This window comes from Kitasatospora sp. P5_F3, assembly GCF_054049135.1.
In genome coordinates, this window is the sequence record NZ_JBFUMY010000003.1 from 99135 (window position 1) to 126107 (window position 26973).

13 protein-coding genes are annotated in these 26973 nt (G+C 72.3%); 3 read left to right on the plus strand and 10 right to left on the minus strand.

The genetic code is table 11. From position 1 onward, the window contains the following. Positions 1-166: 166 nt before the first annotated feature. Positions 167-826 (plus strand): response regulator transcription factor, encoded by a 660-nt coding sequence (locus tag ACXJMZ_RS02115; RefSeq protein WP_457028236.1) that lies wholly within the window; start codon positions 167-169, stop codon positions 824-826. Between the two features lie 152 nt (positions 827-978). Then, complete coding sequence (locus tag ACXJMZ_RS02120; protein WP_457028237.1) at positions 979-2793, plus strand: bifunctional metallophosphatase/5'-nucleotidase; 1815 nt, start codon at positions 979-981, stop codon at positions 2791-2793. Here the strand turns inward: ACXJMZ_RS02120 and ACXJMZ_RS02125 are convergent. Next, positions 2726-4219 carry an MFS transporter gene (locus ACXJMZ_RS02125; RefSeq protein WP_457028238.1) on the minus strand — a complete coding sequence of 498 codons (1494 nt, stop codon included), beginning with the start codon at positions 4217-4219 and terminating at the stop codon, positions 2726-2728. The two genes, ACXJMZ_RS02120 and ACXJMZ_RS02125, sit on opposite strands and share 68 nt — an antisense overlap. Before the next feature lie 78 nt (positions 4220-4297). Beyond that, positions 4298-4708: a DUF3291 domain-containing protein gene (locus tag ACXJMZ_RS02130; RefSeq protein WP_457028239.1), complete on the minus strand. Its 411-nt coding sequence runs from the start codon at positions 4706-4708 to the stop codon at positions 4298-4300. A gap of 124 nt (positions 4709-4832) precedes the next feature. On the opposite strand from ACXJMZ_RS02130, the gene ACXJMZ_RS02135 reads away from it, so the two are divergent. Continuing rightward, positions 4833-5480 (plus strand): MerR family transcriptional regulator, encoded by a 648-nt coding sequence (locus ACXJMZ_RS02135; RefSeq protein WP_457028240.1) that lies wholly within the window; start codon positions 4833-4835, stop codon positions 5478-5480. 11 nt (positions 5481-5491) lie between these two features. On the opposite strand, the gene ACXJMZ_RS02140 is transcribed toward ACXJMZ_RS02135, so the two are convergent. From ACXJMZ_RS02140 to ACXJMZ_RS02175, 8 genes are all read right to left on the minus strand, one after another. Beyond that, complete coding sequence (locus tag ACXJMZ_RS02140) at positions 5492-6820, minus strand: NAD(P)/FAD-dependent oxidoreductase (protein ID WP_457028241.1); 1329 nt, start codon at positions 6818-6820, stop codon at positions 5492-5494. Positions 6821-6875: 55 nt separating this feature from the next. Next, positions 6876-7589: a 4'-phosphopantetheinyl transferase family protein gene (locus tag ACXJMZ_RS02145; RefSeq protein WP_457028242.1), complete on the minus strand. Its 714-nt coding sequence runs from the start codon at positions 7587-7589 to the stop codon at positions 6876-6878. Continuing rightward, entirely contained in the window at positions 7586-7834 is a 249-nt protein-coding gene (locus ACXJMZ_RS02150) for a hypothetical protein (protein WP_457028243.1), read from the minus strand. The genes ACXJMZ_RS02145 and ACXJMZ_RS02150 overlap by 4 nt, the downstream gene beginning before the upstream one ends. Continuing rightward, positions 7821-9608, minus strand: a complete 1788-nt coding sequence (locus tag ACXJMZ_RS02155) for an acyl-CoA dehydrogenase family protein (protein WP_457028244.1) — start codon at positions 9606-9608, stop codon at positions 7821-7823. Before ACXJMZ_RS02155 ends, ACXJMZ_RS02150 begins: the two co-directional genes overlap by 14 nt. A 28-nt stretch (positions 9609-9636) precedes the next feature. Then, a complete protein-coding gene (locus tag ACXJMZ_RS02160; protein WP_457028245.1) occupies positions 9637-11283 on the minus strand; it encodes an acyl-CoA dehydrogenase family protein in 1647 nt (548 codons plus the stop codon). Next, positions 11280-12890, minus strand: a complete 1611-nt coding sequence (locus tag ACXJMZ_RS02165; protein WP_457028246.1) for a PfaD family polyunsaturated fatty acid/polyketide biosynthesis protein — start codon at positions 12888-12890, stop codon at positions 11280-11282. Before ACXJMZ_RS02165 ends, ACXJMZ_RS02160 begins: the two co-directional genes overlap by 4 nt. Positions 12891-12924: 34 nt before the next feature. Further along, positions 12925-20109: a beta-ketoacyl synthase N-terminal-like domain-containing protein gene (locus ACXJMZ_RS02170; protein ID WP_457028247.1), complete on the minus strand. Its 7185-nt coding sequence runs from the start codon at positions 20107-20109 to the stop codon at positions 12925-12927. Between the two features lie 88 nt (positions 20110-20197). Next, positions 20198-26959: an SDR family NAD(P)-dependent oxidoreductase gene (locus tag ACXJMZ_RS02175; protein ID WP_457028248.1), complete on the minus strand. Its 6762-nt coding sequence runs from the start codon at positions 26957-26959 to the stop codon at positions 20198-20200. Positions 26960-26973 lie beyond the last annotated feature (14 nt).

Below are 26973 nucleotides of genomic sequence, written 5' to 3' on the forward strand. Positions count from 1 at the left end.
ACCCGGACCGTCGGCCGATGGCTGTGAGCTTGCTCTCAACGGCCGATCTCGTGGTCAACCACGATGGTAGGCCCGGGCCGCTCGCGGTGAGCATGGGGCCGGGGTGGGGCGTGAGCATGACCGTTCTCCCCCGTTGTCCGGGTACAGAGAACTGCAGGGGGAAGCCGTGACCATCGAGTACGTCGCCGAGACGCTCCGAGCGCCGTCCGTGGTCCGGGTCCTGATCCAGGCCACCGATCCGATCTCGCACGCCGGGGCGGTCAGCCAGCTCCGGCTGTGCGCCGGGCTGGAGCTCGCCGAGAACGGCGAGAGCGGCCCGGGGTCGGTGGCGGTCCTGGTGGCCGAGACGGTGGACCGGGCCGTGACCGGGACGCTGCGGCGGCTGGTGCACCTGGAGGAGCACCGGGTGGTGCTGGTGGTGGATCAGATCCGGGAGGCCGATCTGCTGGAGGCCGTCGAGTGCGGGGTCTCGGCGATCCTGCGGCGGCGGGAGGCGACGGCGGAGCGGCTGGAGCAGGCCGTACTGGCGGCCGCGCGTGGCGAGGGCGATCTGCCGGGCGACCTGCTCGGGCGGCTGATCACCCAGATGGGACGGCTGCAGCGGAGCGTCCAGGGGCTGCCCGGCTTCACGCCGCCGGGAATCTCGGAGCGCGAGTCGGACATCCTGCGACTGGTCGCCGAGGGCTGGGACACCGGCGAGATCGCGAGCAAGCTCTCGTACTCGGAGCGCACCGTCAAGAACGTGCTGCACGGCCTGACGAGCCGTCTGAACCTGCGCAACCGGGCCCACGCGGTGGCCCACGCGCTGCGCGAGGGGTACATCTAGACCCTGCCTGTGGGCGGGCGTCACGTGCGGGTCTTCTAGTTCTCACCTGCTGGAAACGTGCCGGGGGCTGTTCGGCGGGGGTTTTTGCAGGCAGACTTCTACGCGCGTCACACCTCTGCTGACGGACCGTCCGCCCCACGTTGGAGTCGTCCATGCCTCTGAACCGTCGTGACTTCGTCGCCCGCTCCGCGGTGACCGCCGCCGGCGCGGCCCTGACCGGCGGGCTGCCGCTGCTGACCGCCGCCCCGGCCGCCGCCGCGCCTGCCGAGCAGCCCGGAAAGGCCTCGAAGAAGCAGACGTTCACCGTGCTGGGCACCACCGACCTGCACGGCCGGGTGCTCAACTGGGACTACTTCACCGACGCCGAGTACGACGACAAGGCGCACAACGACGTCGGCCTGGCCAAGATCTCCACGCTGGTGACCCAGATCCGCGAGGAGAAGGGCTGCCACCGCACCCTGCTGATCGACGCCGGCGACATCATCCAGGGCACCCAGCTCACCTACTACTACGCCCGGGTCGAGCCGATCACCGGCAAGCGTCCGCCCAAGCACCCAATGGCCGCGGCGATGAACGCCATCGGCTACGACGCCGCCGCCCTCGGCAACCACGAGTTCAACTACGGCATCCCGACCGTCCGCGCCTTCGAGGAGCAGCTGGACTTCCCGCTGCTGGGCGCCAACGCGCTGTTCGCCAAGGACGAGAAGCCCGCCTTCCCGCCGTACGTGATCAAGGAGCTGCACCTCGGCCACGGCCGTCCGCTGCGGGTCGGCATCCTGGGCCTGACCAACCCGGGCATCGCGATCTGGGACAAGGCCAACGTGGCGGGCAAGATGATCTTCCCCGGCATCGTCGAGATGGCCAAGAAGTACGTGCCGCGGATGAAGGCGGCGGGCGCGGACGTCATCGTGGTCTCGGCGCACTCCGGCATCGACGAGCCGACCACCTACGGCGACCAGCTGCCCTGGCCCGAGGACGCCTCGGGCGAGATGGCGGAGACGGTGCCCGGCATCGACGCGGTGCTGGTGGGCCACACCCACAAGGAGGTGCCCCAGCGTCTGATCGTCAACAAGGAGACCGGAAAGACGGTCGTGCTCTCCGAGCCGCTCTGCTGGGCGCAGCGGCTGTCCTGCTTCGACTTCGAGGTGGAGTTCTCGCGCGGCCAGTGGCACGTGACCTCGCTGACCTCGCGGGTGCTGAACTCGAACACGGTGCCGGAGGACCCGGCGATCGTCGAGCTGCTCAGCGCCCAGCACAAGAAGGTCGTTGAGTACGTCAACCAGGTGATCGGCACCTGCAAGGCCGAGCTGTCGATCGGTGAGGCCCGCTTCAAGGACGTGCCGATCATCGACCTGATCGGCCGGGTGCAGGCGGACACCGTGAAGGCGGCGCTGGCCTCCACCTCGTACGCGAACCTGCCGGTGCTGGCCCAGGCCGCGCCGTTCAACCGGACCGCGCGGATTCCCGCGGGCGAGGTCAAGCTGCGGGACGCGGCGGGTCTGTACATCTACGAGAACACCCTGGAGGCACGCGTTCTGACGGGCGCCCAGATCAAGGCGTACCTGGAGTACTCGGCGAAGTACTTCGCCCAGCTCGCCCCCGGTGACGCGATCAACCTGGACACGCTGACCAACCAGGCGAACACGCCGGACTACAACTTCGACTCGGTGTACGGGGTTTCGTACGACATCGACATCTCGCAGCCGGTCGGCTCGCGGATCGTCAACCTGTCGTACGAGGGCAAGGCGGTCGACCCGGCGGCGAAGTTCGTGCTGGCGGTGAACAACTACCGGGCCAACGGCGGCGGCAACTTCCCCGGCGTGGCGTCGGCGCCCCTGGCGTGGGCGGACTCGGACGAGATCCGCAACACGATGATCTCCTGGGTGAAGGCCAAGGGCGTCATCGACCCGGCCGAGTTCGGCGGCGGCACCTGGCGCCTGGTCCGGGCCGGGGTCCCGCTGTTCTAGACCCGGCGCTCTGAACCCTGCGAAGCCGGATGGGCGGCACTGGAGTCCCAGTGCCGCCCAGCACCACCACCGCTACGCCGACCCAGACCGCCGGGTGCAGGCCGTCCGCGAAGCCGGCCGGCGAGGCCGTCGTGCCGTGGGCGGTGAAGACGCTGCTGAGCACCGCGATGCCGAGCGCACCGCCGATCTCCCGGACGGTGGTGTTGGCACCGGATGCCTTGCCCCGGTGCTCGGCACCGACCGCGCCGAGCACCACGGCGGCGGTCGGGGCGATCGCGAAGCCCATCCCGGCGCCCGCCACCAGCATCCCGCCGACCAGCTGGGAGTACGGGGTGTCGGCGGAGGCGACCAGGTTGATCCAGGACAGGCCGATCGCCTGCAGGAAGAGCCCGAGCGCCATCAGCCGCCCGCCGCCCACCCGGTCGGTGAGCGCGCCGGCGATCGGGGCGATCACCATCGGCATCAGGGTCCAGGACAGCGTGAGCACTCCGGCGTGCAGCGGGGTGCGGGGCGGGGCGATCTGCAGGTACTGGGCCAGGAAGAAGATCGAGCCGAAGACCCCGAAGTACATCGAGGCGGAGACGATGTTGGTGAGCGTGAAGGCCCTGACCCGGTAGAACCGCAGCGGCAGCAGCGGGTGCTCGACCCGGCGCTCCCAGGCCACGAAGGCGGCCAGCAGCACGGCGGCCGCGACGAAGGCGGTGACGATCCGGCCGTCGGTCCAGCCGTCCTCGCTGCCGTTGACGATGCCCCAGACCAGCGCCAGCAGACCGGCGGTGGCCAGCACCATGCCGAGCAGGTCGAGCCTGGCCCGCTCGCCACGGCTCTCCTGCACCACCGCGAGCACCAGCGGAACGGCCACGATGCCGACCGGGATGTTGATCCAGAAGATCCACTCCCAGTCCAGCCCCTCGACCACCGCACCGCCGACCACCGGGCCGAGCGCGATCGCCAGACCGCTGACGGCCGACCAGAGGCCGAGCGCCAGGCTGCGCATCTTGGCCGGCACCGCGTTGGAGAGCAGGGTCAGCGAGAGCGGCATGACGGCCGCCGCGCCGAAGCCCTGGATCGCCCTGGCGGTGATCAACTGGCCGCTGGTGTCGGCGAGTCCACAACCGATCGAGGAGAGCGTGAACAGCACGATGCCGAGCGTGAAGACCTTGCGGTGGCCGAACCGGTCACCGAGCGCGGCACCGGTCAGCAGCAGGCAGGCGAAGCTCAGGACGTACGCGTTGACGAACCACTGCAGGTCCTGGGTGTCGGCCTTGAGGTCGACCGCGAGGGTGTGCAGCGCGGTGGAGACCACCAGGTTGTCCAGCGCGACCATGAACATCGGCAGGCTGCACGCGACGATCACCAGCCAGAGCGGGAACTTGCGTCCGACGGCTGTGCCCGCCGGGGCCGGACGGCTTTCGGGGACGGACATGGCAGGGTTCTCCCTTTCGAGCTTCGGAGCTTTCGGGCTTGCGGGCTTGCGGGCTTTCGGGACGGAGCGGGGCGGGCGCTACTCGGCGGCGGCGTCGAGCCGCTGCTGCTCGGCGATCCGGTTCTTGGCGTCGACCCAGTCGATCGGCAGCTGCTCGGCCGCGACCTCCCAGAAGACGAAGGTGGACGTCTTGGTCACCGCGCGCAGCGAGGTCATGATCGAGTGGTGCGGTTCGGCCTTGGCGTAGGTGTAGAGGGCCTTGCGGTCCTCCCAGGCGGAGAGCGTCCAGAAGACGCCCTTGAGCGGCTGGGCGATCAGCGAGGCGCCCACGGCGCCGGGCGCGCTGCGCACCTGCCGCCAGGCGGACAGCGACTTGAGGAAGAAGCGCGGGGAGTTCCAGAGCGAGCTGACCTCCAGGCGTGAGGCCATCACCAGGATCTGCGCGTCGGGCTGGGGGGCGTTCGGGGTGGTCCAGGGGAGCGTGGGCATGGTCAGGGCCTTTCGGTGGTACTGGTACGGGCGTCGGCGCAGGGGTGATGCAACACTGTTGGAGTGTGGCACTATCTATATTAGACAGTAGAGCTACCCAATTTCCAGTGGAGAGCGGAAACGGATGCGGATCTCGGAGTTGAGCCGGCGCAGTGGCGTCCCCGTGGCGACGATCAAGTACTACCTGCGGGAGGAGTTGCTGCCCGCGGGCGTGGCCACCTCGGCCACCCAGGCCGAGTACGACGACCACCACCTGCGCCGGCTACGGCTGGCCCGGGCCCTGATCGCGGTGCGCGGACTGTCGGTGTCCACCACCCGCGAGGTGCTCCGGGCCCTGGACGAACACTCCACCGACCTCCACCTGCTGTTCGGCCTGGCCCTCGGAGCGGTCTCCCCGGGCGAACCGGACACCCCTTCGGACCAGCCGCAAGAGCCCACCCCCGCCGACGAGTTGATCTCCGCGCTGGGTTGGGAGATCAGCGAGAAGGCTCATACCCGCGCCACGATCACCGACACCCTCCACACCATGCGGGAGCTGGGTCTGCCGGCCGACTGGCAGACCCTGATCCCGTACGCCCGGCTGGCCGAACAGACGGCCGACCTCGACCTGGCCCAACTGGACGGCGCGGAGGACCCGTTGGAGCGGGTCGAGCGCGCCGTCCTGCTCACCATCCTGCTCGAGCCGGTGCTGATGGCGCTGCGCAGGATGGCCCAGGAGAACGAGTCCGCCAAGCGGCACCCCCGGCCTGACGCCGGCCCTGGCACCGACTGAGGCCCGCCGGCTCAGCCCTGGTCGCCGTCCAGCTCCCGGAGGAGCTGGGCGGCCGCCTCGGCGCCCGAGGAGAAGGCGGCCTCGTGCGAGCCGATCTGGTCGTGGTAGAGCTGCTTGGAGTGGAAGTAGGAGCCCGCCAGCTTGACCCGGGTGCCTTCGTTCACCTGGTAGATGGTCTCCTGCAGCCGCCGCAGGTCGAGGTCGATCACCGGGTGCGAGTAGCTCAGCTCCCGGATCACCAGCTCCTCGCGCAGCGCCCGGGGGTAGTCCAGCGTGACGAAGTAGTCCTGCTCGGCCTCGAAGCCGTGCAGCCGGTTCATGTAGTACGCCACGTACGGGCGGGTCGCACCGGCCACCGTCACCTTGCCGTAGTTCCAGTTGTCCCAGCGCTCCCGGTCGCCCGGCATCGCGGTGGCGTCGGTGTGCAGGATCGCGGTCGAGGAGTTGTAGCGGATCTTCGCCAGGGTGTTCCGCTGCACGTCGTCCGGGTTGGCGAGCAGCTCCCTGGCCTGGTCGCCGTGGGTGGCCACGATCGCGTAGTCGAAGCGCTCGGCCCCGTTCACGGTGGCCACGGTGACCCCGTCCGGCTCCTGGCGCACGCCGGTGACCGGCTCGGCCAGCCGGAGCTTGGGGTCGATCGCGGCGATCGCCTTGCGGACGTAGTTGATCGAACCGCCGCTGACGGTCCGCCAGTCCACCCGCTTGCCGCCGAGGCCGCCCTCGTCGTGCGCCATGAAGAACGCGATCACGGTGGTGGCGGGCATCTCCCAGATCAGCTCGGCCGGCACCGACCAGACGGCGGTGCAGAGCAGGATCACGTAGCCGTACCGGAACTCCTGGCTGTAGCCGCCCCGGTCCAGGTACTCGCCGAGCGGCAGGTCGGTGCGCTTGCGGAAGAAGTCCTTGCGGCCCTCCTCGTGGAACCGGCGGGCCTCGCGCCAGATGGTCCGGAACTCCTCCGAGTAGCGGCTGTTCACCTCCTCCTCCGGCAGGCCCATCTCGGCGGTGCCGTACTGCAGGCCGCTGTCCAGGTCGAAGAAGTTGAAGCCGCCGAGGTGCTGCTTGGTCTCCACGCCCAGCTCGGCGAAGAACTTGGTCAGGTTCGGGTAGCTGGGCTGGTTGAAGACCACGAACGCGGTGTCGATGCCGAGAGTTCGGCCGTTCTCCTCCACCTCGATGGTGTTGGCGTGGCCGCCGGGCCGGTCGTCCTGCTCGAACAGGGTGATCTCGGCGTGCTCCCGCAGCCGGTAGGCGGCGGAGAGGCCGGCCACACCCGCGCCGATCACGGCGACCCGGGGCTTGCGGCCGAGCGGACGGGCGGGGGGAGTGCTGCTGGACATGGAGGCTTCCTCACTGTGAGCGGGGATTCGGGACGAACGGGTGTCGGAGCTCGGGTCAGCTGACCCAGGTGCGGTGCAGGCGACCGGCCACGCCGTTCTCGACCACGGCGGCGAGCACGAACCCCGGGGCGGGGTTGACCAGTTCGAAGCGCCAGCGGGACGCCTCGCCGACCGGCAGGGTCGGATCGGTCAGCCGGATCGGCGCCCGCCAGGGCGCGGAGAACGCGAAGCCGTCCAGCTCCCGGCGCAGGCCGGTGCCGATCGCCTTCAGGTAGGCCTCCTTGAGCACCCAGTAGGCGGCCACTCCGGTCGCCAACCCGGCAGTCAGGTGGGAGAGTTCACCCCGCTCGGCGGGGGCGAACCAGCGCGGCAGGTGGGTCACCGCGTCCGGCCGGGCGGGGGTGCGCTCGACGTCCACGCCGCAGGAGCCGCCCTCGGTGACCAGGCAGGCCACCAGGCCGTCGGTGTGCGAGAGGTTGAACCGCAGCGCGTGCCCGTCCGGTTCGGGCTCGGGGCGGCCGGCCGGGCTGGTCCGGAACCGCCACTCCCCCACCGGCCGGCCGTCCCGGTCACTCAGCGCGTGCCGGGACAGCAGCCGGGCCCCGAGGAACCGGCGGCGGGCCGCCTCGGTGCGCTGCCGGGCCATCCGCAGCCGCTCCTCCCGGGTCAGCAGCGCGTCGCCGCCGTAGCGCTCGGCGAACCGGTCCACCGACGCCTCGGCCAGCAGGTACAGATGGCCGTCGATGCCCACGGGTAACTGGCCGCTCATGGGCGCACCCGGTAGGGAGTGGCCGGGCGCTGCTCCTGCGGCTGCGCCAGTGCGCCCAGGCCGAGCAGGTGCTTGAGCCACTCGTCCATCGACTGCCGGAAGCCGCTCCGGCAGGCCGGGCAGACCTTCAGGGTGTGGTCCAACTGCTCCTTGCCGAAGCGCCGTTGGCAGCCGTGGCAGATCGCGGTGCGGGCCTCGGTACGGGCGTGGGTGCGGTGGGCCTGGTCGGCCTCAGCTCTGGGCATGGCGGGCTCCGGTCCGGGTCGCGAGCGGGAACTGCCAGTAGGAGAACAGCCGGTTCTCCTGGTGCAGGTGCCGCAGCACCCGCATCACCTCGTCCACCACCGCCGAGTCGGTGACCGGCTCGTGCGGGCTGAACAGCCGGTGCAGTCGCTCCAGTTGGAGCAGCAGCAGGGCGCCGCTGGGCAGCGGGTCGTCCAGCGCCTCGTGCGAGTGCACGAAGGTGTGCAGGCAGGCCGCGGTGGCGTGCAGCGCGCTGTACTGCTTGGCCAGGTCGAAGAGTTCGGCCGACTGGCCGTACTCGCGGCCGAGTCCGTCCCGCAGCTCGCCGGCCCGCCGGTGGATCGCCTCGGCCCGGCCGAGCAGCCCGGCCGCCACCTCGGCGGACCTGGTCAGCCAGACCTGCTCCTCGCCCTTGGCCTCGGCGGCCAGCTCGCGCAGCCGGTCCAGCGAACCGGGCGCGGCCAGCAGCGCGTCGTCCTTGCCGCGGCTGAACAGCTCCTGGTCCCACGGGCGGTAGAGCGGCAGCTCCCGGTCGATGCCGTACAGCTGCGGGACCCGCTGCTCGGCGGCCTCCCGGGCCGCGGCGTCCTGCGCGGCGGTCCCGAGCAGGCCGTCCAGCTGGAGGGCGATGTTCTTCAGGTTCACCACGGTGTTGCCGTCGGCGAAGATCGCCACCAGCAGGTCGCGCAGCATCTTCTGGTAGATGCCGTAGTGCGGGTGGGCCCGCAGGTAGAGCCGGGCCCCCAGCACGATGTTCAGCTGGGCCATCGAGCGCTCCAGCAGGGTCGGCACGAAGTACTTGGCCACCGAGGACCAGACGCTGGTCTGCTCGGGCACCACCTGGAGGCTGCGGACCGCGCCCAGGCTGACCGCGTCGGCGATCATCAGGTCGGCGAAGACCTCGGTCAACTGCCGTCGGGAGTACGGGATGTCACTGACCTTCTTGCCGAAGATCTCGCGCTGTTCGGTGAAGTCCAGGGTCACCCGCAGTGCGGTGTCCACCGCCGCGAGCGCCATCGAGCCGATCGTGGTGCGGGCCACCTGGGCACTCTTCAGCGCGATCTCCAGGCCCTGCCCCTGGTGGCCGAGCCTGGCCTCGTCCGGGACGAAGACGCCGTCCAGCCGGATGCCGCTCATGTCCAGCGCCCGCAGGCCGTGCAGGCGCTCGTTCGGGAGCTCCTCGACGGCGCCGGCCGGGGTGTTGCGCTTCTCCACCAGGAAGATGGAGTAGCCGGCCGGGCCGCCCTTGGGGTCGGTACGGGCGAAGACGCTCACGCCGTCGGCGACCGTGGCGTTGCCGATCAGCCACTTCTCGCCGGTCAGCAGGTAGCCGCCGTCCACCTTCTCGGCGCGCATCTCGTTGCCGAGCACGTCGCTGCCGTGGTGACGCTCCGACAGACCCCAGGCCAGCTTGCTGCCCTGCTTCATCAGGTCCACCACGTACTGCTTCTGCTGGTCCGTCCCGGCGATCCAGGCGGGCATGAAGCTGAGGCTGGTGAGCATCAGGGCGGTGGCCGAGGTCGGGTCGCGGCGGGCGATCAGGCGCAGCAGGTTGAAGCCGACCTCGACGTCACCCGCCTTGCCGCCCTGGGCCTTCGGGATCACGTACTCGTGCACGCCCCAGCGCTGGAGCAGGTTGACGAAGGCGTAGGGGAACTCCTCCCGTTCGTCGTGGTCGAGGATCTGGTCGAACGGCATCAGGCTGGTCGGGTCGTGCGGGTCTCCGAGGTGCGCTTCGAGCCGCGCGGCGAGCTCGGTCAGGTCTGCCTTCGGCACGGGGTTCTCTCTCCTGTGAGGCTGGGCATCAGGCCAGGTGGACCGGGACGGCGGAGAACAGGCGGTTGGCCGCGTGCAGTTCGCGAGCGATCGCCAGCGCGGGCAGCAGCGGCCCGGCCGCCCGGCGCGGCGCGGTGCCGTCGGCCCGGGCCAGCAGGTAGCCGAGCACCGCGTCCAACCAGTCGGTGCGGCCCAGCAGTTCGTCGTCCAGGTTGGCCGCGTGCAGGTGCAGGCAGGCGGCCGCGGCGTGCAGCCAGGCGAACCGCTCGGCCAGGTCGACCAGGCCGTTGTCCTTCGGGTCGGCCCCGGCCAGCTCGGCCGGCAGCCCGGCCAGCGCCGCCCGGAGCCGGTCGGCCTGGGCGGAGCCCTCGGCTTCCGGCAACGGGCCGCCGGTGACCAGGTCACGACCCCGGGCGTTCAGGTCCAACCGGGCCGGTTGGTACGGCGGCAGCTCGGCGGCCAGGTCGAAGACCGCCCGCACCGCCGCCGGGTCCGGTACGGCCGACCGGCCGACCAGCGCCGGGAGTTGACCGGCGAACGAGCGCAGGTTGGCCACCGTGCTGGTGTCCACCACCCGGACCAGTGCGGCGTCCCGCTGGAGCTTCTGGAACAGGCCGCCGCCCGGGCCCTCGGTCCGCAGCACCGAGCGGGTGGCCAGCACCGTGCCGCAGCGCAGCATCAGGTCCTCCACCGCCTCCGCCACCACGTGCTTGGCGGCGCAGCCCCAGACGCTGAACGTCTCGGGCGCCACGTGGATACCCCGGGCCGCCGCCAGCGCGACCGCGTCGGCGGCCAGCAGCGCCGCCGAGGCGATCGCCAACTCCCGCTGTGGGTACGGGGATTCGAGCAGCGTGGTGCGGCCGATCCGGCGACCCTCGGCGAAGTCGAGGGTCAGCCGGAGCGCGGTGTCGGCGCAGCCGAGGCTGCCCGCGGTGCTCATCAGGCGGACCACCTGCTGGGCCTTGACCGCCGTCTCCAGCGCCTCCCCGTCCCGGCCGACCAGGGCGTCGGCCGGCACGGGGAGGCGGTCGAAGGTCAGGTGCGCGAAGTCGATCCCGCGCATCCCGCCGGTCGGGACCTGGGGGCCCCGCTCGACCCGGTCGTCCAGGTCGAGCAGGATCGCGGAGAACGCGGCGGGCCCGCGCTCCCCCGTCCGGGCCACCAGGTAGGCGGCCTCGCTGCGGTGGCCGAGACCGACCATCCACTTGGTGCCGCTCAGCTCCCGGCCCTCGCCGGCCGGGGTGAGCCGGGCGGTGTTGGCCAGCAGGTCGCTGCCGTGCTCGGCCTCCGACATCGCGAAGGCCACCGAACCGCCCCGCCGCAGGATCGCGGCCACCCGCTCCTGCTGCACGGGCGAACCGTGCAGCTGGACGCAGGTCGCGGCGGTGATGCTGAACATCGTGCCTGGCATCACGTTCAGGTCCCGGCGGGCGGCGGTGCGCACCAGGGTCAGGCTGTGGTCGAAGGAGCGGAAGCTGCCGCCCAGTTCGGCCGGCAGGTAGTTGAGGTGGAAGTCCCGCTTGCGCAGGACGGCGCACAACTCCTCGGGGAACTCGTCGCGTTCGTCCCGGCCGACGGCCGCCGCGTACCCGAACGGGTTGGCGGGGTCCGTCGGGTCGCCCAGCTCGCGGTCCAGCTCCTCCGCCGCCACCGAAGCCGCCGCCGCGCCGGTCACAGTGGCACCGGCCGGTAGTCGGCTGCCGAGGCAGGGATCCGGACGCCCGAGGTACGCAGCTGCGCCACCCGGGTGTGGAAGGCGGCGCCGCGCATCAGGTGCTGGGCGACGTCGGCCACCCGGCGGTTGCCGGGGGTCTTCAGGTAACTGGCCGTCACCCAGTCGTTGAAGCTGCCCATCGCCGGACCGCACCAGATCTGGTAGTCCAGCGTGCGGTCGGGGTCGCCGACCGTGGACCAGCGCGAGGACATCCCGAGGTACCAGCGGAATACCAGCGCCATCCGCCGCTTGGGGTTGCCCTCGGCCCGGGCCAGCTGCTCGGGGTCGCGGCGCGAGAAGTAGCCGACGCAGTCCTGCCAGACCTCGTCCAGCGGCCGGCGGAAGATCTGCGTCTCCAGCCGGACCCGCTCCTCGGTCGGCAGCGCCTCCAGGCCGTCGTACGCCTGGTAGAGCTCGTACAGCCGCTTGGCCCGCATCGGGAACAGCGTGCCCTTCTTGAGCACCTGGAGCTCGACGCCCATCTCGAACATGTCGGCGGCCGGGGCCATCTCGCAGTCGGCGATACCCGCCTCGGCGAGCAGGGTCTTGGCCGCCTTCGAGGCACCGGACTCGACACAGGACTGGTTGACCGAGCCGGTCACCACGTAGGCCGCGCCCATCGCGAAGGCCGCCGCCACCGCGACCGGGGTGCCGAGCCCGCCCGCCGCGCCGACCCGGATCTGGGCCGGGTAGCGGTGCTCGCGCTGCACGGTGTCGCGCAGCCGCAGGATGCTGGGCAGCAGCGCGGGCAGCGGCCGGCGGTCGGTGTGGCCACCGGAGTCGGCCTCCACCGTGATGTCGTCCGCCATCGGCACGTACTTGGCCAGCTCGGCCTGCTCCGGGGTGATCAGACGCTGCGTCAGCAGCGCGCTGACCATCGCGGCGGGGGCCGGGCGCATGAAGCGCTCGGCGGTCTCGGTCCGGGAGATCTTGGCGATCAGCCGGTGCTCGGCGAGCACCCGCCCGTCCGGGCCCTGCCGCAGCCCGGCCAGCCGCCAGCGGACCACGTGCGGGGTGAGCGCCATGAAGGCGGACGCCTCCACGCAGCGCACCCCGTAGCGCAGGAACAGCTCGACCGCCTCGCGCTCCAGCCGCTCCTCGCTCGGGCTGTGGATCAGGTTGACGGCGTACGGCAGGCCGGGGATCTCGGTGGCGAACCGGGTGAGCGCCGCCTCGATCGTCTCGGGCAGCAGCCCGGCCGCGCCGAAGGAGGCCAGGAAGCCCTCCCTGGCGAGTGCGATCACCAGGTCGGCGGAGGCGATGCCGCCCGCCATCGCGCCGGCCAGGTACGGGTGTTGGACCCCGTGCGCGGCCCGGAACTCGGGCGAGCCGAGCCGGTGTGTGGGCAGCGCGGCGACGGCGGCCAGCAGCGGCAGTCCGGCCGCCCCGCCGCGCCGGGTACCGCTCGCGGCGGCCCGGCCCTCGGCGACGGCGCCGATGCCCTCGGGAGTGCGGACGATGAAGCAGGGGCGGTCGAGTTCGGCGAGCGCCTGGTAGATGCCCGGCGCGTCGGTGGCGGGGTAGCTCTCCCCGTACCAGCGCAGCGGGGTGGATTCCAAGGTGTCCATGGGTGGGGTGTCTCTCCTAGCGCGTGGGGGGCGGTCAGGCTTCGGTGCGGACCTCGATGGCCACGTCGGTCAGTTCGTAGATGCGCAGCCCCGGCTTCCACAGGTCCGCGTCGGCGATCACCACCACCCGTCCCGGCTCGCGGCGGATCTCCTTCACATGGACGTCGAAGCTCAACTCCCGGTCGTGCCGCAGGATCTGGCCCCGGTAGCGCCAGCCGGTCTCGATCTCGGTGGCCAACCCGAACCTGGGGTTCTCGATCCCCTCGGCCAGGCCCTCCTCCAGCACGAACAGCCGCAGCGCCTGGAGCACCGCCTCCACTCCGAGCGAGCCCGGCATCACCGGGTCACGGTGGAAGTGGCAGTCGAAGTACCACTCGTCGGGCCGCACCTCGCGGTACCCGTGCAGGTAGCCCGCGCCGTGCCGGCCGCCGTCGGCGACCAGGTCGACCCGGTCCACCAGTGCGTAGTGCTCGCCCGGCAGGTGCAGCCGGCCGCCGCTGGGATCGGTGAACGCCGGTGCGTCGACGGGCAGTTCGATCCGTCGGACCCGCTCGGCGGCGGGCTGCTCCTGCTCGATCCAGGGGGCGACGAACTTGCCCGCGTCCAGCCCGGCCTGGTTGGCCAGCGCGGCGTCGCTGAAGTACCCGAACAGCGACTCACCGGTGTAGAACACCTCGCCGTCGGCGGAGAGTTCGTAGCTGAAGTTCTGCAGCACCGCGCCGGACATCGCGCTGGTCATCAGCAGTTTGGAGTGGTGCCGGATGGTCTTGCCCCGCAGGTCCAGGTCCTTGACCAGGGTGGCCCGGCCGTCCAGGTTGCGGATCGCGTACTGCTCCTCGGGCCGCTTGAGGGTGGCACCCAGGTAGTAGCCGAGCAGGATGGCGGCCTGCAGCGAGCTCTCCATGTAGACCGCGTTGGGCATGTGCGGGTGGGAGTTCTGGGTGTAGTACCAGGCGTCGGCCGGCGAGTCGTACTCGGTGACCATCTCGGAGCCCGGGTTCAGGTCGCCCCGGGTGCCCTTGAGGGACATGATCCGGTCGACGAACTGGAAGTCCCCGTTGGGGATGTACGGCGCCCGGCTGTTCGCGTAGACGTCGAACTCGGGGCCCATCGCGGTGCCCAGGTCGCCCTTGGCGGCGTGCGCCAGGTGCAGTTCGTTGATCATCGCGGGCTCGCCGGAGCGGTTCCGCCGGCCCAGGAAGACCGGCACGCCGCCCTCGCCCGGACGGTACGGGGTGCCCTCCTTCTCCCGGATCTGGATGCCGAAGTTGTGCATCCGGATCACCGGCTTGTCGCCGAGGTAGACCAGCACGTCGGCGATCACCGAGGGACGCGGGAGCAGGGTCAGCTCCATCACCTCGATCTCGTACCGGATCTCGCTGTGCTTCGGGGTGATCTGCCCGCGCACCTGGACCTCGGTCTGCAGGCCGATGATGGTCTGGAAGCGCGCGTCCGGCAGCACCAGGTGCATGCCTTGGTGCAGCAGGTACGACTGCAGGGCCTGCACCGCGCCCTCGGCCACCATCGAGCCGGCCAGCACCGGGTCGTCCGGGAAGTGGCACTCGAAGTACCAGGCGTTCGGCTCCAGTTGCTTGCTGGCGGTGAGCAGGCCGAGGCCGCGCGGGCCGCCGGTGCGGTCGATGGTCAGCTCGTCGATCATCCGGAGCTTGGCCACCGGCAGCCGCAGCGCCGGGTTCAGCCCGGCGTCCTGGGCGTGGTGCGGGCCGAACACCTCACCGGGGCGGCCCTGGGCGAGCAACTCCAGGTGCTCGGCGGTCAGGTGGTTGCGGTCGGTGTCGGCGAGCGGCTTGAACGAGCCCTTGGTGAGCGCCGCCCTGGCCGCCTTCTGCTTCTCGGTGGTCACCACGCCGAGCGGGGTGTCCAGCTCGGCCTGGCTGAAGAATCCGGCCGAGGCGTCCTTGAGTTCGAGGATCAACTCCCCGTCGGCGTAGCAGAGATAGGAGAAGAAGAAGAGCGTGGTCTCGCCCTGGGTGACGAAGCGGTTGATCGAGATGTCGTAGCGCAGGGTCTGTCCGGCCTTCGGCAGGTCGCCGTGGAAGACCAGGGTGGAGTCCAGCAGGCGGTAGACCCGCTGGCCCTTGTTCCGGAAGTCGATGCCCAGGTAGCTGATCAGCAGCAGGTCGCACTGCCCGGCCTCGATCGCCACGGCCGGCGGCACGCCGCCGTCGACGGTGTACCAGGCGTCCTCGGGCACGTCGTACTCGGTACGGATGAAGGACGGCTGGTAGACGCCGGTCTCCGCCTTCAGGTCGGTGACCCGGGTGACGAAGTGGTACGGCGGCGCGGGCAGCCGGACCCGCTTGCCGTAGCCGTCGATCTCGGCGAACTCGGCGCCGAAGACCTTGGCCAGGCTGCCGGTGGCGAACTCCAGCAGATCGGCCTGGTCCCAGATCACGCCGTCCGGCCGCGGCGTCCTGACGTCCTGAGCGGCGGGCGGCAGCGCAGCGGCGGCCGGTGTGGCGGCCGGCAGCGCGGTCTGCACCGAGAAGCTGATCGGCTCGGGTGCCGGGAGCACGGGCAGCCCGGGGTCGGCCGGGGCCTCGGTGAGCAGCGCCTCGGCCCGGGCGAGGGTGGACTCCTGCAGGACGCGCTGGGTCTCCATCACCACCGAGTGGGTGGCCAGCAGTTGCTCGCGCAGCTCGCGCACCAGCTCGGTGGCGGCGGACCCACCGACCGGGGCCGGACGCTCCGGGGCGACCGCGGCCGGGCGGGGGTCGGCGACCGGCTCGGGCTCGGCCCAGGGCAGGAAGGAGATCGGCTCACCGTCGAAGGCGATGACCTCGGGATCGGCGACTGACGGGTCGACAGGCATCGGGGCGTGGCCCTCCAGCGGGACGGGACCGACTGGTCCGGACGGAGAAGACGGGGACACCGGCACAGCGGCGGGGGGAACCGGGGCGGCAGCGACAGGGACGGACCCGACGGCACCCGCCATCGCGGGCACCCTGGCCCGGCTGAGCACCGGCGTGGCGGCCGCCGCGACGGCGGCCGGGATGGCCGGGCCACCGCCGACCGGGATGCGCAGCCGCTTCCGGGCCGGGGCGGGCAGCGCACCCAGCAGGGCGGGCAGGTCCAGCGGCACGCCGTGCGCCAGCAGCCGGGCGGCCAGTTGGGCCACCGACTTCGCGGCCGGCACCCCGCGCCGGTCGACCGAGACCGCCACGTGGGCGTCCTGGCCGAGCGACTCGCGCACCCAGCGGGTGCAGGTGGAGCTCGGGCCGACCTCGATGAAGTACCGGAAGCCCTGCTCGTACGCGGTGCGGGTGAGCCGGGGGAAGTCGATGGTGCTGCGCAGGGTGTGCGCGATCCGCTCGGCCACGGTCTCCCGGGACAGCCCGGCGACCGTGCCGTAGTCGTACGCGCTGAACAGCTGCAGGTCGCCGGGCGAGCCGACCGGGTGGTTGTTGAGCTCGGCCAGCCCGGCCAGTTCGCCGTCCACCACCGGGCAGTGCATCACCGAGTTGACCGGGGAGCGGGCCGAGGGGCAGCCCAACTCGGCGATCAGGGCCCGGCACTGGTCCGGTGCCCCGGCGATCACCACCTCGGTCGGGGTGTTCACATGGGTCAGGAAGAGCCGGTCGTACCGGGTCAGTGCCTCGCGCACCAGGTCCGCGTCGGTGAGCAGCACGAAGCTGGCCCATACCGCCGAGTCGGGGGTGTCGTCCGGCAGTTGCCAGAGGTCCCGGACGGTCCGGCGGGCGCCGGTGAGCCGGTCCTTGAACAGCGGGGTGGCACTGATCCGGTCGTCCCGGCGGGCCTCGCGCTGCCAGCCGCCGGTGGCGAACAGCATGCTGCTCTCCCCCAGGCTGTAGCCGAACGCGCCGTGCGCCCGGACCCCGAGCAGCTCGCGCACCAGGTCGGTGTAGAGGATCGCGAAGCTGGTACCGGTGGCCAGCATGAACGGCAGGTCGCCGCCGAGCTTCTCCTCCAGTGCCATCAACTCCCGCTTGCCGAAGGCCTGCCGGCCGCGCGGGTGGAGCATGGCCGAGCGGAACGCCCGGTCCGGCTGCTCGGCCTCGGCCTCGAAGCGGGTGAGCAGTCCGGGGAAGGCCCGGAACAGGTCCCGGCCCAGGCCGGGGTAGGAGTTGAACGCGCCCGGGTAGACCAGCGCGACCTTGCCCTTCGGACCGATCGGCCGCCCGGTGGCGAAGCTGCCGGCCGGGGTGGCCCACTCCTCGCCGCGGGCCAGCACACCCGGCAGGTCGCGGGCGGCGGCCTCCAGCTGGCCGCGCAGCGCGGCCCCGTCGGTGGCCACCAGGACCACCCGGGCGGTCTGCCGCTCCGTCAGCCGCCCGGCGGCGTCCACCGCGAGCGCGTACGGGTCGGCCCCGTCCGCCAGCAGCCCCAGCTGCCGGTCGATCTCGGCGGTCAGCCCCGCGTGGTCCTCGGCGCCGAGCGCGAGCAGCACCGGGCCGTCGGCCCGCCGCCAGTCCCGCTCGACGACCGCGCCCCGGGTCTGCCCGGCGGACAGCACCAGGTGACCGTGCGCGCCGCCGGTACCGAGGAAGCTGACCGCGGCGTACCGCCGGGCCGAGCGCTCGGTCCGCAGCCAGGGCCGGGAGGTCTCCGGCAGGTAGAAGCCGCCCGCCGCGAAGCGTTCGGCGTGCTCCTCGGCCGGGCGCTGCCAGCCGGGGACGCCGGGCAGGTAGCCGTGGTGCAGGGCGAGCACCGCGCGCAGCAGGCCCGCCATGGTGGCGGCGCCCTGGGTGTCGCCGAGCTGGGCCTTGGCGCTGCCGAGCGCGAGCTCGGACCGGCCGGCCGGGTAGACGGCGGCCAGCGCGGTCAGTTCGGCCGCGTCCAGGACGGGCGTACCGCCCGTGTGCGCCTCCAGGTAGCCGACCTGGTCGGCGCCGATCCCGGCCAGCTCCAGCGCCTGCCTGGCGACGTCCGCGAGCAGCTCCGCGTCCGCCTCCGGCAGTACGCCGTCGACCGGCACGGCGTGCCGGACCACCGAGGCGTCCAGCCGGGCGTAGACCGGCCGTTCGCCACCGGGGCGGGTGACCACGACGGCACCCGCGCCCTCGCCGATCCGCCAGCCCTGGCTGCCCGCGCCGAAGCTGAGCCCGGCGCCCGCCACCGGCGTACCGGTGCGCAGCAGCAGCCCGTCCGGCGAACCGGCCAGGTCCACCGCACCGACCAGCACGGCCTCGATCTCCGGGTCGAGCAGCAGCAGGCGGGCGATGTCGAGTGCCTCGGCGGTGCCCGCGCCGTCGGAGGAGATGGTGAAGGACGGGCCGGTCAGGTTCCACAGCGAGGAGATCCGGCTGGCCATGATGTTGCCGATGTAGCTGAGCACCTCGTTGGCCACGATCGGCTGGTGCACGCCGTCCCGGGCAGCTGCGGCCAGCTCCTCGACCTGGGTGTCCGTCAGATCCAGCCCCGCCGCCCGGTACGCCTCGCGCAGTCGGCCGGCCAGGCCGTACCTGGCCAGGTGCAGGTGGGCGCTGGGCTCGATCTCCATCGCGACCAGCACCGCGACCCGCCGGGGGTCGGGTCCGGACTGCCCGGCCGGGGCGGTGCGGTCGAAGCCGGCGTCGGTCAGCGCCTCGTCGGCGACCTTGGCCATCAGCGCGTGCTGGAGGTTGTAGTTGCGCAGGTCGGCGGGCGGGATCCGGTAGTCGGCCGGATCGATCGCGACCTGGTCGACGAAGCCGCCCTCGGGCAGCGTCGCGGCCCCCAGGCCGGCCTGCTCGAGCGCGCCGCCGGTGGTGGACTCGAGCCCGCGCCACCGGAGTTCGGGCAGCGGGCGGAAGGCGTCGCCGCCGTTGTGCAGGGCCTGCTCGAACGCGTCCACCGACTCCAGCGAGCCGAAGTGCGCGCCCAGGCCGACGATGTCCAGCGCCGGGGCGGCCACCGGGAGTTCGGCCTGCGCCTGATCGGCTGCGGCGGACAGCACCACGTGCGCGTTGGTGCCGCCGAAGCCGAAGGCGGAGACCGCCGCGCGACGCGGCCCCTCGTGCGCGGGCCAGGCGGTCCGCTCGCGGACCAGCGAACCGCCGACCGCGTCGTTGACCGGCTCGGACACGCCGATGGTGGGCGGGAGTTCGCCGCGCTGCATGGCCAGCACGACCTTCAGCAGGCTGCTCAGCCCGGCCACCGTCAGCAGGTGGCCGATGTTGCCCTTGACCGAGCCGAGCAGCGGCACCTTGCCGTGCTCACCGAACCAGCGGGCCACCGAGTCGGCCTCGGTGGTGTCGCCGATCGGGGTGCCGGTGGCGTGGCACTCCAGGTAGTCGATCTCGCTCGGGGCGACTCCGGCCTCGGCGTAGGCGAGCTGGTAACTGCGGTGCTGTCCGGCGGCGTTGGGGACCAGCAGGTGGCGGCCCGCGCCGTCGTTGGAGAGCCCGATGCCGTCGATCACGGCGTGGATCCGGTCACCGTCGCGCTGGGCGTCGGCGAGCCGCTTGACCGCCACCATGCCGGCCCCCTGGCCGGTCAGGATGCCCGCCGAGGCGGCGTCGAAGGGCTGGCTGAAGCCGTTCTCGGGGTAGGCGTGCAGGTCGGAGAAGGAGAGGTGTATCAGTGTCGGGTCGGGTGCACAGACCCCGCCCGCCAGCACCAGGTCGGCCTGGCCGGCGGCGAGTTGGTCACAGGCCAGCTTGAGGGCGTAGAGCGCGGAGGAGCAGGCGGCGTCCAGTGCGAAGCGCGGACCGCCGAGGCCGAGCGCGGCACCGGCCACCCGGGCCGGGGCGCCGCTGACCCGGGCGTCCGCCGGTTCGGCGGCCGGGGCGGCGGGGGCCGCCAGGCCGTCCAGGCCCGCGAGGCGCAGGCCCTCCAGCACGGCCTGGTCCACCAGCGGCAGGCTGATCTCGGCCGAACTCGGGGTCGGGAAGGAGTAGTTGCCGAGGATCAGGCCGGTCCTGGCCAGCACCTCGGTGCGGTCGGCGTAGCCGCTGTCGCGCAGGGCCTCCCGGGCCACGTGCAGGGACCAGTGGAAGACCCGGTCCAGCCGGGCCAGCCGGTCGGCGTCCAGCAGGTAACCGCTGGGGTCGAACTCGAAGCCGGTGACGAAACCGCCCTTGCTGCAGTAGATCCGGTGTGCCGGGTCCTCGTCGCGCGGGTCGGCGGCCGGGCCGAAGACCTCGGTCCCGCCCTCCCGACGGCTGTCGACGCCGCCGCTCAGGTTCTGCCAGAACTCCTCGGGCGTCCCGGCCCCGGGGAAGAGGCAGGACAGGCCGACGATGGCGTACTTGCTCACGTTGTGGTCCTTCCGGAGCTTGTCGGCCGGGCCCGGCCGGCCACCGCAGGGGTGACCGACCGGGGACCGGGCCGAGGGGCGAGTACGCCTAGTTGGTGACGAACTTGGCGGCCAGCTGCGGCGTGGAGACCAGGCTCACCCCGCCGAGACGGGCCAGCACCCGGCCGCCGGGGGCGCAGGCGGTGACGGTCAGGCTCGCCGTGCTGCCGTTGCTGGAGACCGGCTCGACCACGATCAGGAAGGGCTCGCCGTCGGGCAGCGCCTGGTGGAACTCGGCGCGGGCCACCGAGAGCGGCAGGCTCGCCGTGGAGCGGTACAGCTTCATCCAGACCAGACCGGCCTGGAGCAGCAGGTCCGCCGTGCCGGGGCCGTACAGCTGCCCGCCGAACGCCCCGTTGCCGGGCCGGTGTTCGGGCAGTGCGGCCTCGAGCACCAGCCGCGACTCCTGCTCCGCGAGCACCCGCCGCAGACCGCGCAGCGAGTCGCCGTGGAACAGCGTCCCGTCGGTGTAGCAGCCGCTCGCGTCCCGGCCCTGGCCGAGCGCCGGAAGTCCGGCCACGCTCGGGCGGCTGGTCTCGGTCGCCGGGTCGGCGCCGAGCACCACCCCGGCCGCGTAGTGCGGGCGGACGGTGCCGTCGGCGGCGACCGAACGGATCGTCACCTCGGTGGTGGCGCCGTCCCCGGCCGGAGCGGTGGTGAGCTGGAAGCTGCCCTGCTCACTGCCGTCGAACAGCACGCCCTTGTGCACCGCGAAGTCGCGGACCTGACGGACCGTCCCCCCGCTGAGTCGCTCGACCGCACCGATCGCCCAGCCCAGCGCGAGCGCGGCGGGGAGCACCGGCACCCCGCCGATCACGTGGTCGGCGACGATCGGCTCGGCGGCCAGCACGTCCAGCCTGCGCTCCAGCACGGTCGCGGCCGGAGCCACGCTCTCCCGCACCGAGAGCGGAGTTGTCGGGCCGAGCACCGTCACCACGTCGTTGCCGTGCTCCGGCGCGAACTGCCCGGTGAACAGGGCGGTTCCGACGGACTCCGGGATCAGCGTGATGCCGCGCTCCTGGAACACCGCCTTGATCTGCGGCGAGACCATCCCGCTGTCCCAGGCGCCCCAGTTCAGGGCGGTCACCCGGGTCTGCGGGTGCTTGCGCTTCCAGCCGGCCGCCCAGGCGTTCAGCACCTCGTTGGCCATCGCGTAGTCGGACTGGCCCCGGTTGCCGAAGAACCCGGCCACCGAGGTGAAGAGCAGCACGTGCCGCAGCACGTCGGCGGGCAGCGCGTCCAGCACCGAGCGCAGCCCGGTCAGCTTCGGCGCGAAGACCCGCTCGATCTCGGATGCCTTCTTGGCGCTGATCAGCTGGTCGGCCAGCACCCCGGCGCCGTGCACCACACCGGTCACCTGCCCCGCGTACGGAGCGAGCACCGCGGCCGTCGCGGCGGCGTCGGTGATGTCCACCGCCAGGTACTCGACCCGGCTGCCCGCAGCCGCGACCTCGGCCAGCGTGCGACGGACCTCCCGCTCGCCGACCACGGACTGGAAGAGCTGCTCGACCCGCTTCGGGGTCGGCTTCTCGCCCGCCGCCTTCAGCTGCGCGACTGCGGCGGCCTTCAACTCGGCCGTGCCGGTGACCCCGTGGGCCCAGGCGGGCTCGTCGCCGAGCGCGGTGCGGCCCAGCAGCAGGAAGCCGGGACGGTGGGCGGTGGCCAGCTCGACCACGCAGCGGGCGGTGATGCCCCGGGCGCCGCCGGTGACCACGATCAGGTCCTCGGCGGTCAGCGCGGCGACCTCGCCGGAGACCGTGGCGGGGCTCTGCTCGGTCAGGCCGAGCGCAACCCGGCGGGTGCCGTCGTGACCGACCTGGACCGGTTCGGTGGCGGCGTCCCAGATCTCGTCCAGGACCAGCGCGACGGCGGTGGCGGCGGGCAGGCCCGGCGCCAGGTCGACGGCGCGGCAGAACAGTTCGGGTGCCTCGACCGCGAGGGTCTTCACCAGACCGCCGAAGCCGCCGGAGGGCGCGAGCGCCTCCTCGACACCGTGCAGGCCGAAGCCGCCGTCCAGTCGGGTCACGGTCACGAAGCCGGCCCGGCCGGTTCCTGCGGCCCGGGTCAGCGGCTCGACCAGGTGCTTGGCGGTGAGCAGCGCGTGCGACAGTCGGCGGACGCCGTCCGCCCAGTCGCTGTCCGGCCGGGTGGAGAAGGTGACCGCCAGGCTGACCGGGGTCAACTGCTCGATCTTCTCGGCCAGTTCGGTGACACCCCAGCCGGCCAGTGCGAAGTCACGGACCCCCGGCAGCTGCCGGGTCACCCCGGGCAGCCGGAGCAGCTGGACCTGCCAGCCGGTGGCGGTCAGGCGCTCGGCCAGCTCGGGGGTGAGCTCACCGCCGTCGTCCACCAGCAGGGCGGCGGAACCCGCCGGGTACGCCCCCACCAGCCGGTCCGGCAGCGGGAGTTCGACCAGCGTCGCCTGGGCCCGGCCGAGCCGGCCGAGGACCACCGGAGCGGAGGTGGGGGCGGGGGCCACCACCGGCTCCGGCTCCGGCGCGGGTGCGGCAGGAGCCGTGGTGCCGGACATGAACTCGACGATCTGACCCAGCGTCCGCAGCTCACCGAGCTGCTCCGGGCCGACATGCACCTCACTCGGGAACTGCTCCGACAGCACACCCAGAATCTCGACCCGCTTGATCGAGTCGATCCCCAGATCCGCCTCGACATCCATGTCGAGGTCGAGCATCTCCGCCGGGTAGCCGGTCTTGGCTGCGACCACGGCGAGCAGGGCCGCCGCGACGTCACCCGCCGAAGGCCCGGCCTGCGCCGGAGCCGCAGCAGTCGGAGCCTGGGCCGTGGCCGTGGCGCCGGACATGAACTCGACTATCTGACCCAGCGTCCGCAGCTCACCGAGCTGCTCCGGGCCCACGTGCACCTCACTCGGGAACTGCTCCGACAGCACACCCAGAATCTCGACCCGCTTGATCGAGTCGATCCCCAGATCCGCCTCGACATCCATACCCAGTTCGAGCATCTCCGCCGGGTAGCCGGTCTTCGCCGACACCACCGCCAGCAACGCGGCAGCCACCTCGTCGGAGGACGGACCGGCAGCAGCGACCGGAGCCGAGGGCACCGAAGCCGCACTCGCCGACATGAAGTCCACGATCTGACCCAGCGTCCGCAGCTCACCGAGCTGCTCCGGGCCGACATGCACCTCACTCGGGAACTGCTCCGACAGCACACCCAGAATCTCGACCCGCTTGATCGAGTCGATCCCCAGATCCGCCTCGACATCCATACCGAGCTCCAGCATCTCCGCCGGATAACCCGTCTTCGCCGACACCACCGCCAGCAACGCGGCAGCCACCTCATCCGCCGACGGACCGGCAGCAACCACGGGAACCGGAGCCACCACCGGCACCGGCACCGGCACCGGCGGCAGCGCGGCGACCACCGGGGCCGGCGCGACAGCCACGGGCAGCGGAGCAACCGCCACCGGCGCGGGAGCCAGCGCGACCGGAGCAGGAGCAGGAGCCACGGCCGCGACCGGAGCCGGCACCGGAGCCGCGACCGGGGCGGCAGCAGCGGCGGGCGCCCCGCCCAGCTCCAGCGCGGCCAGGTCACGGAGGATCTCGTTGGCGCGCAGGTGCGTCCGGCCGATCGCGAGGCCGTGCTCCTTGACCGCCGTCACCCCGCCCAGGATCTCGGGCAGACGGCCCTGGTCGGCGGCGTTCTCCAGCAGGCCGGCCAGCCGCTCGGCGCTGTGCAGCTGCCCGTTCAGGTAGTCGTCGTGCAGGGCGAGGTGATCGGTGATCAGCTCGGACAGCCGGTCGGGCTGACGATCGTGGTCCACGGGTTCGGTCTCCTGGACGACGGCGGCCACGGGGGCCGGTACGGGGACGGGCACGGAAGCGGGTACTTCGACCGGCACCTCGACCGGTACGGGCACCGGCACGTGGACCTCGACGGTCGGCAGCGTGACCCGGTAGCCGTTGTCGATCGCCTCCCGGTAGGCGGCCCTGCGGTGCTCGGGGACGTAGTTGATGCCGTTCAGCGGGACGGTCATGCCCTTCACCGGCGCGACCGGCTCCGGCACCAGGACGTACGGGTCGGCCACCGACAACGGCAGGCCCAGCACGACGAGTTGGGCGACCGCGCGCTTCAGGGCGATGTCGGCGTCGGCCCCGGGGCCGGGGTCGAGCTGGACGACGACGTGCGGCCGGTCGCCCAGGATCCGACGGACCAGCTGGGTCAGTACGCCCTTGGGCCCGAACTCCACGAAGGTCCGGAACCCGGCCGCGTACATCTCCTCCACCCGGTCGGCGAAGTGCACCGGGTTCACCAACTGCTCGGCCAGCACCCGCCGGTTGGCGGCCTGGTCGGCGCCGTACACCGCGCCCGGCGTGTTGGCGTACACCGGCCCGTGCGGCTCGCGGATCTCGACCTGCTCGACGCTCGCCCGGAACGCCTCGACCGCGTGCGCCACGTACGGCGTGTGGAAGGCAGCCGAGACCGGCAGCCGACTGGCTCGCACCCCGGCTTCCTTCGCGGCCGCGACCAGCCGTTCGACCTCCTCGGTACCGCCGCCGACCACGATCTGGTCGGCCGCGTTCCGGTTGCAGACGGCCAACCCGGCGAAGCGGGAGAGCAGTTCGGCCACCTGCTGATCGGTCGCACTCAGCGCGGCCATCGCCCCCGGGTCGAACCCGGCCTCGGCGGGCGGCGCCATCGCCGCACCCCGGGCCCTGGCCAGCTCGAAGAAGGCGTCGTCGTCCAGCGCGCCGGAGGCCCAGAGCGCGGTCAACTCGCCGAAACTGTGGCCGAGATGGCCGTCGGCCGCGAAGCCCAGCTCACTCAGGTAGCGGAACTGACCGGCCGCCAGCGCGCCGATCGCAGGCTGCGCGTACTCGGTACGGCGCAGCGCGTCCTCCTGCCCGGCCTTGGCCGCCGGGTTGAAGGCGGGCGCCGGGAAGGCCACCCTGGACAGCGGCTCGGTGCCCGCGAAGCGCCGGTTGGCGGCGTCGAAGGCGGCCCGCAGCGGCGGCACGGCGAGCACGGCCCGGTGGCCCGGGTTCACGTACTGGCTGCCCTGACCGGCGAACAGCGCGCCGACCTTGCCGCTCTCGCCCGCACGGGCCCGGAAGTACACGCCCTTGGGGTGGGCCCAGTCCGAGGCGGTCGGCTTGGCCGCCAGCTCGGCGGCCGCCAGCGCGGTGAGCTCGGCCAGCTCGGCGTCGGTCCTGGCCACCAGCGCCACCCGGGGGTGGCCGGCCGGGGCCGGCTCCGACTGGGCCGGACCGGCCAGTGCACCGGCCAGCGCCTGGACGGTCGGCGCGTGCCACTGGTGCACCCTGGCGACCGGGAAGACCACCTTGAGGTCGTCGCCGTCGCCGTACTCCTCCAGCACGAAGTGGAAGTTGGTGCCGCCGAAGCCGAACGAGGAGATGGCGGCCCGGCGGTGGGCCCGCTCCGGGTCGCGGATCCAGGGGCGGCTCTCGGTGTTGACGTAGAACGGGCTGTTGGCGAAGTCGATCGCCGGGTTCGGCTCGTCCACGTTGATGGTCGGCGGCAGCAGCTTGTGGTGCAGCGCCATCGAGAGCTTGATCAGCCCGGCCGCGCCGGCCGCCGCCTTGGTGTGCCCGATCTGCGACTTCACGCTGCCGACCGCCGCGTACTGCTTCGCCTCGGTCGCCCCCGACACCACCGCGGCCAGCGCGGACAGTTCGGTCGCGTCGCCGACCGCCGTGCCGGTGCCGTGCGCCTCGAACAGCTCGACGCTCTCCGGTGAGCAGTCGGCGTCCTCGTAGGCCCGCTCCAGGGCGACGATCTGGCCCTCCTTGCGGGGGGCGTAGATCGACTTGAACCGGCCGTCGCTGGACGAGCCGATGCCCCGGATCACGGCGTAGATCTCGTTGCCGTCCCGCTCGGCGTCGGCCAGCCGGCGCAGCGCCAGCATGCCGATGCCCTCGCCGATCAGCGTGCCGTCGGCCTCCTTGTCGAACGGCCGGATCCGGCCGGCCTTGGAGAACGCCGGGGTCTTGGCGAAGCACAGGTACATGAAGATGGTGTTCTCGGCGTCGCAGCCGCCCGCCAGCATGGTGTCGGCGCGACCCTCCAGCAGTTCGCTGACGGCGGTCTTCACAGCGGCCAGCGAGCTGGCGCAGGCGGCGTCGATGGTCATGTTGGTGCCACCGAGGTCGAGCCGGTTGGCGATCCGCCCGGCCACCACGTTGCCCAGCATGCCGGGGAAGGAGTTCTCCTCCCACGGCGCGAAGGCCAGCTTGAACTTCTCGGCGATCTCCTCGGCGTCCCGCTCGGAGAGGCCGACACTGCGGGCCACCTCCTTGAGCACCGGGGTCTGCAGCCGGGCCGAGAGCGGCTGGGTGAGCTGGTTGGCGCCAGTGATGCCGAGCACCACACCGGTGCGCGAGGCGTCGTACCAGGGCTGTTCGGCCCCGGCGTGCTTGAGCAGGTCGCGGGCGACCACCAGGCTGAGCAGCTGGAGGACGTCGGTGACCTCCAGGGTGGTCGGCGGCAGGCCAAACTCCATCGGGTTGAAGTCCACGGTGGGGATGAACCCGCCGTGCCGGGAGTAGGTCTTGTCCGGTGCGGTCGGGTCCGGGTCGTAGTGCTCGTCGAGGTCCCAGTGGGTCGACGGCACGTCCTCGATGCAGTCCGCCGCCTCCACCACATTGCCCCAGAACTCCCGCAGGTCACGGGACTTGGGGTAGAGGGCGGAGAGACCGACGATGGCGATCGGGTCGCGGGCGAGCCGGCGGTCCAGCTCGCGTTCACTCGGTCTGACGGCGCTGTCGAGAGGCTGGACGGTCGGATTGTTCGAGGAGTGCGCTGGCTGCGAAGAGTTCACGGCGGGCTCTCTTG

What these genes read in the sequence shown, in the direction of transcription:
- ACXJMZ_RS02120 (WP_457028237.1), top strand. Translation starts at nt 979, where the DNA reads ATGCCTCTGAACCGTCGTGACTTCGTCGCCCGCTCCGCGGTGACCGCC.
- ACXJMZ_RS02125 (WP_457028238.1), bottom strand. Translation starts at nt 4,219, where the DNA reads ATGTCCGTCCCCGAAAGCCGTCCGGCCCCGGCGGGCACAGCCGTCGGA.
- ACXJMZ_RS02130 (WP_457028239.1), bottom strand. Translation starts at nt 4,708, where the DNA reads ATGCCCACGCTCCCCTGGACCACCCCGAACGCCCCCCAGCCCGACGCG.
- ACXJMZ_RS02135 (WP_457028240.1), top strand. Translation starts at nt 4,833, where the DNA reads ATGCGGATCTCGGAGTTGAGCCGGCGCAGTGGCGTCCCCGTGGCGACG.
- ACXJMZ_RS02140 (WP_457028241.1), bottom strand. Translation starts at nt 6,820, where the DNA reads ATGTCCAGCAGCACTCCCCCCGCCCGTCCGCTCGGCCGCAAGCCCCGG.
- ACXJMZ_RS02145 (WP_457028242.1), bottom strand. Translation starts at nt 7,589, where the DNA reads ATGAGCGGCCAGTTACCCGTGGGCATCGACGGCCATCTGTACCTGCTG.
- ACXJMZ_RS02150 (WP_457028243.1), bottom strand. Translation starts at nt 7,834, where the DNA reads ATGCCCAGAGCTGAGGCCGACCAGGCCCACCGCACCCACGCCCGTACC.
- ACXJMZ_RS02165 (WP_457028246.1), bottom strand. Translation starts at nt 12,890, where the DNA reads ATGGACACCTTGGAATCCACCCCGCTGCGCTGGTACGGGGAGAGCTAC.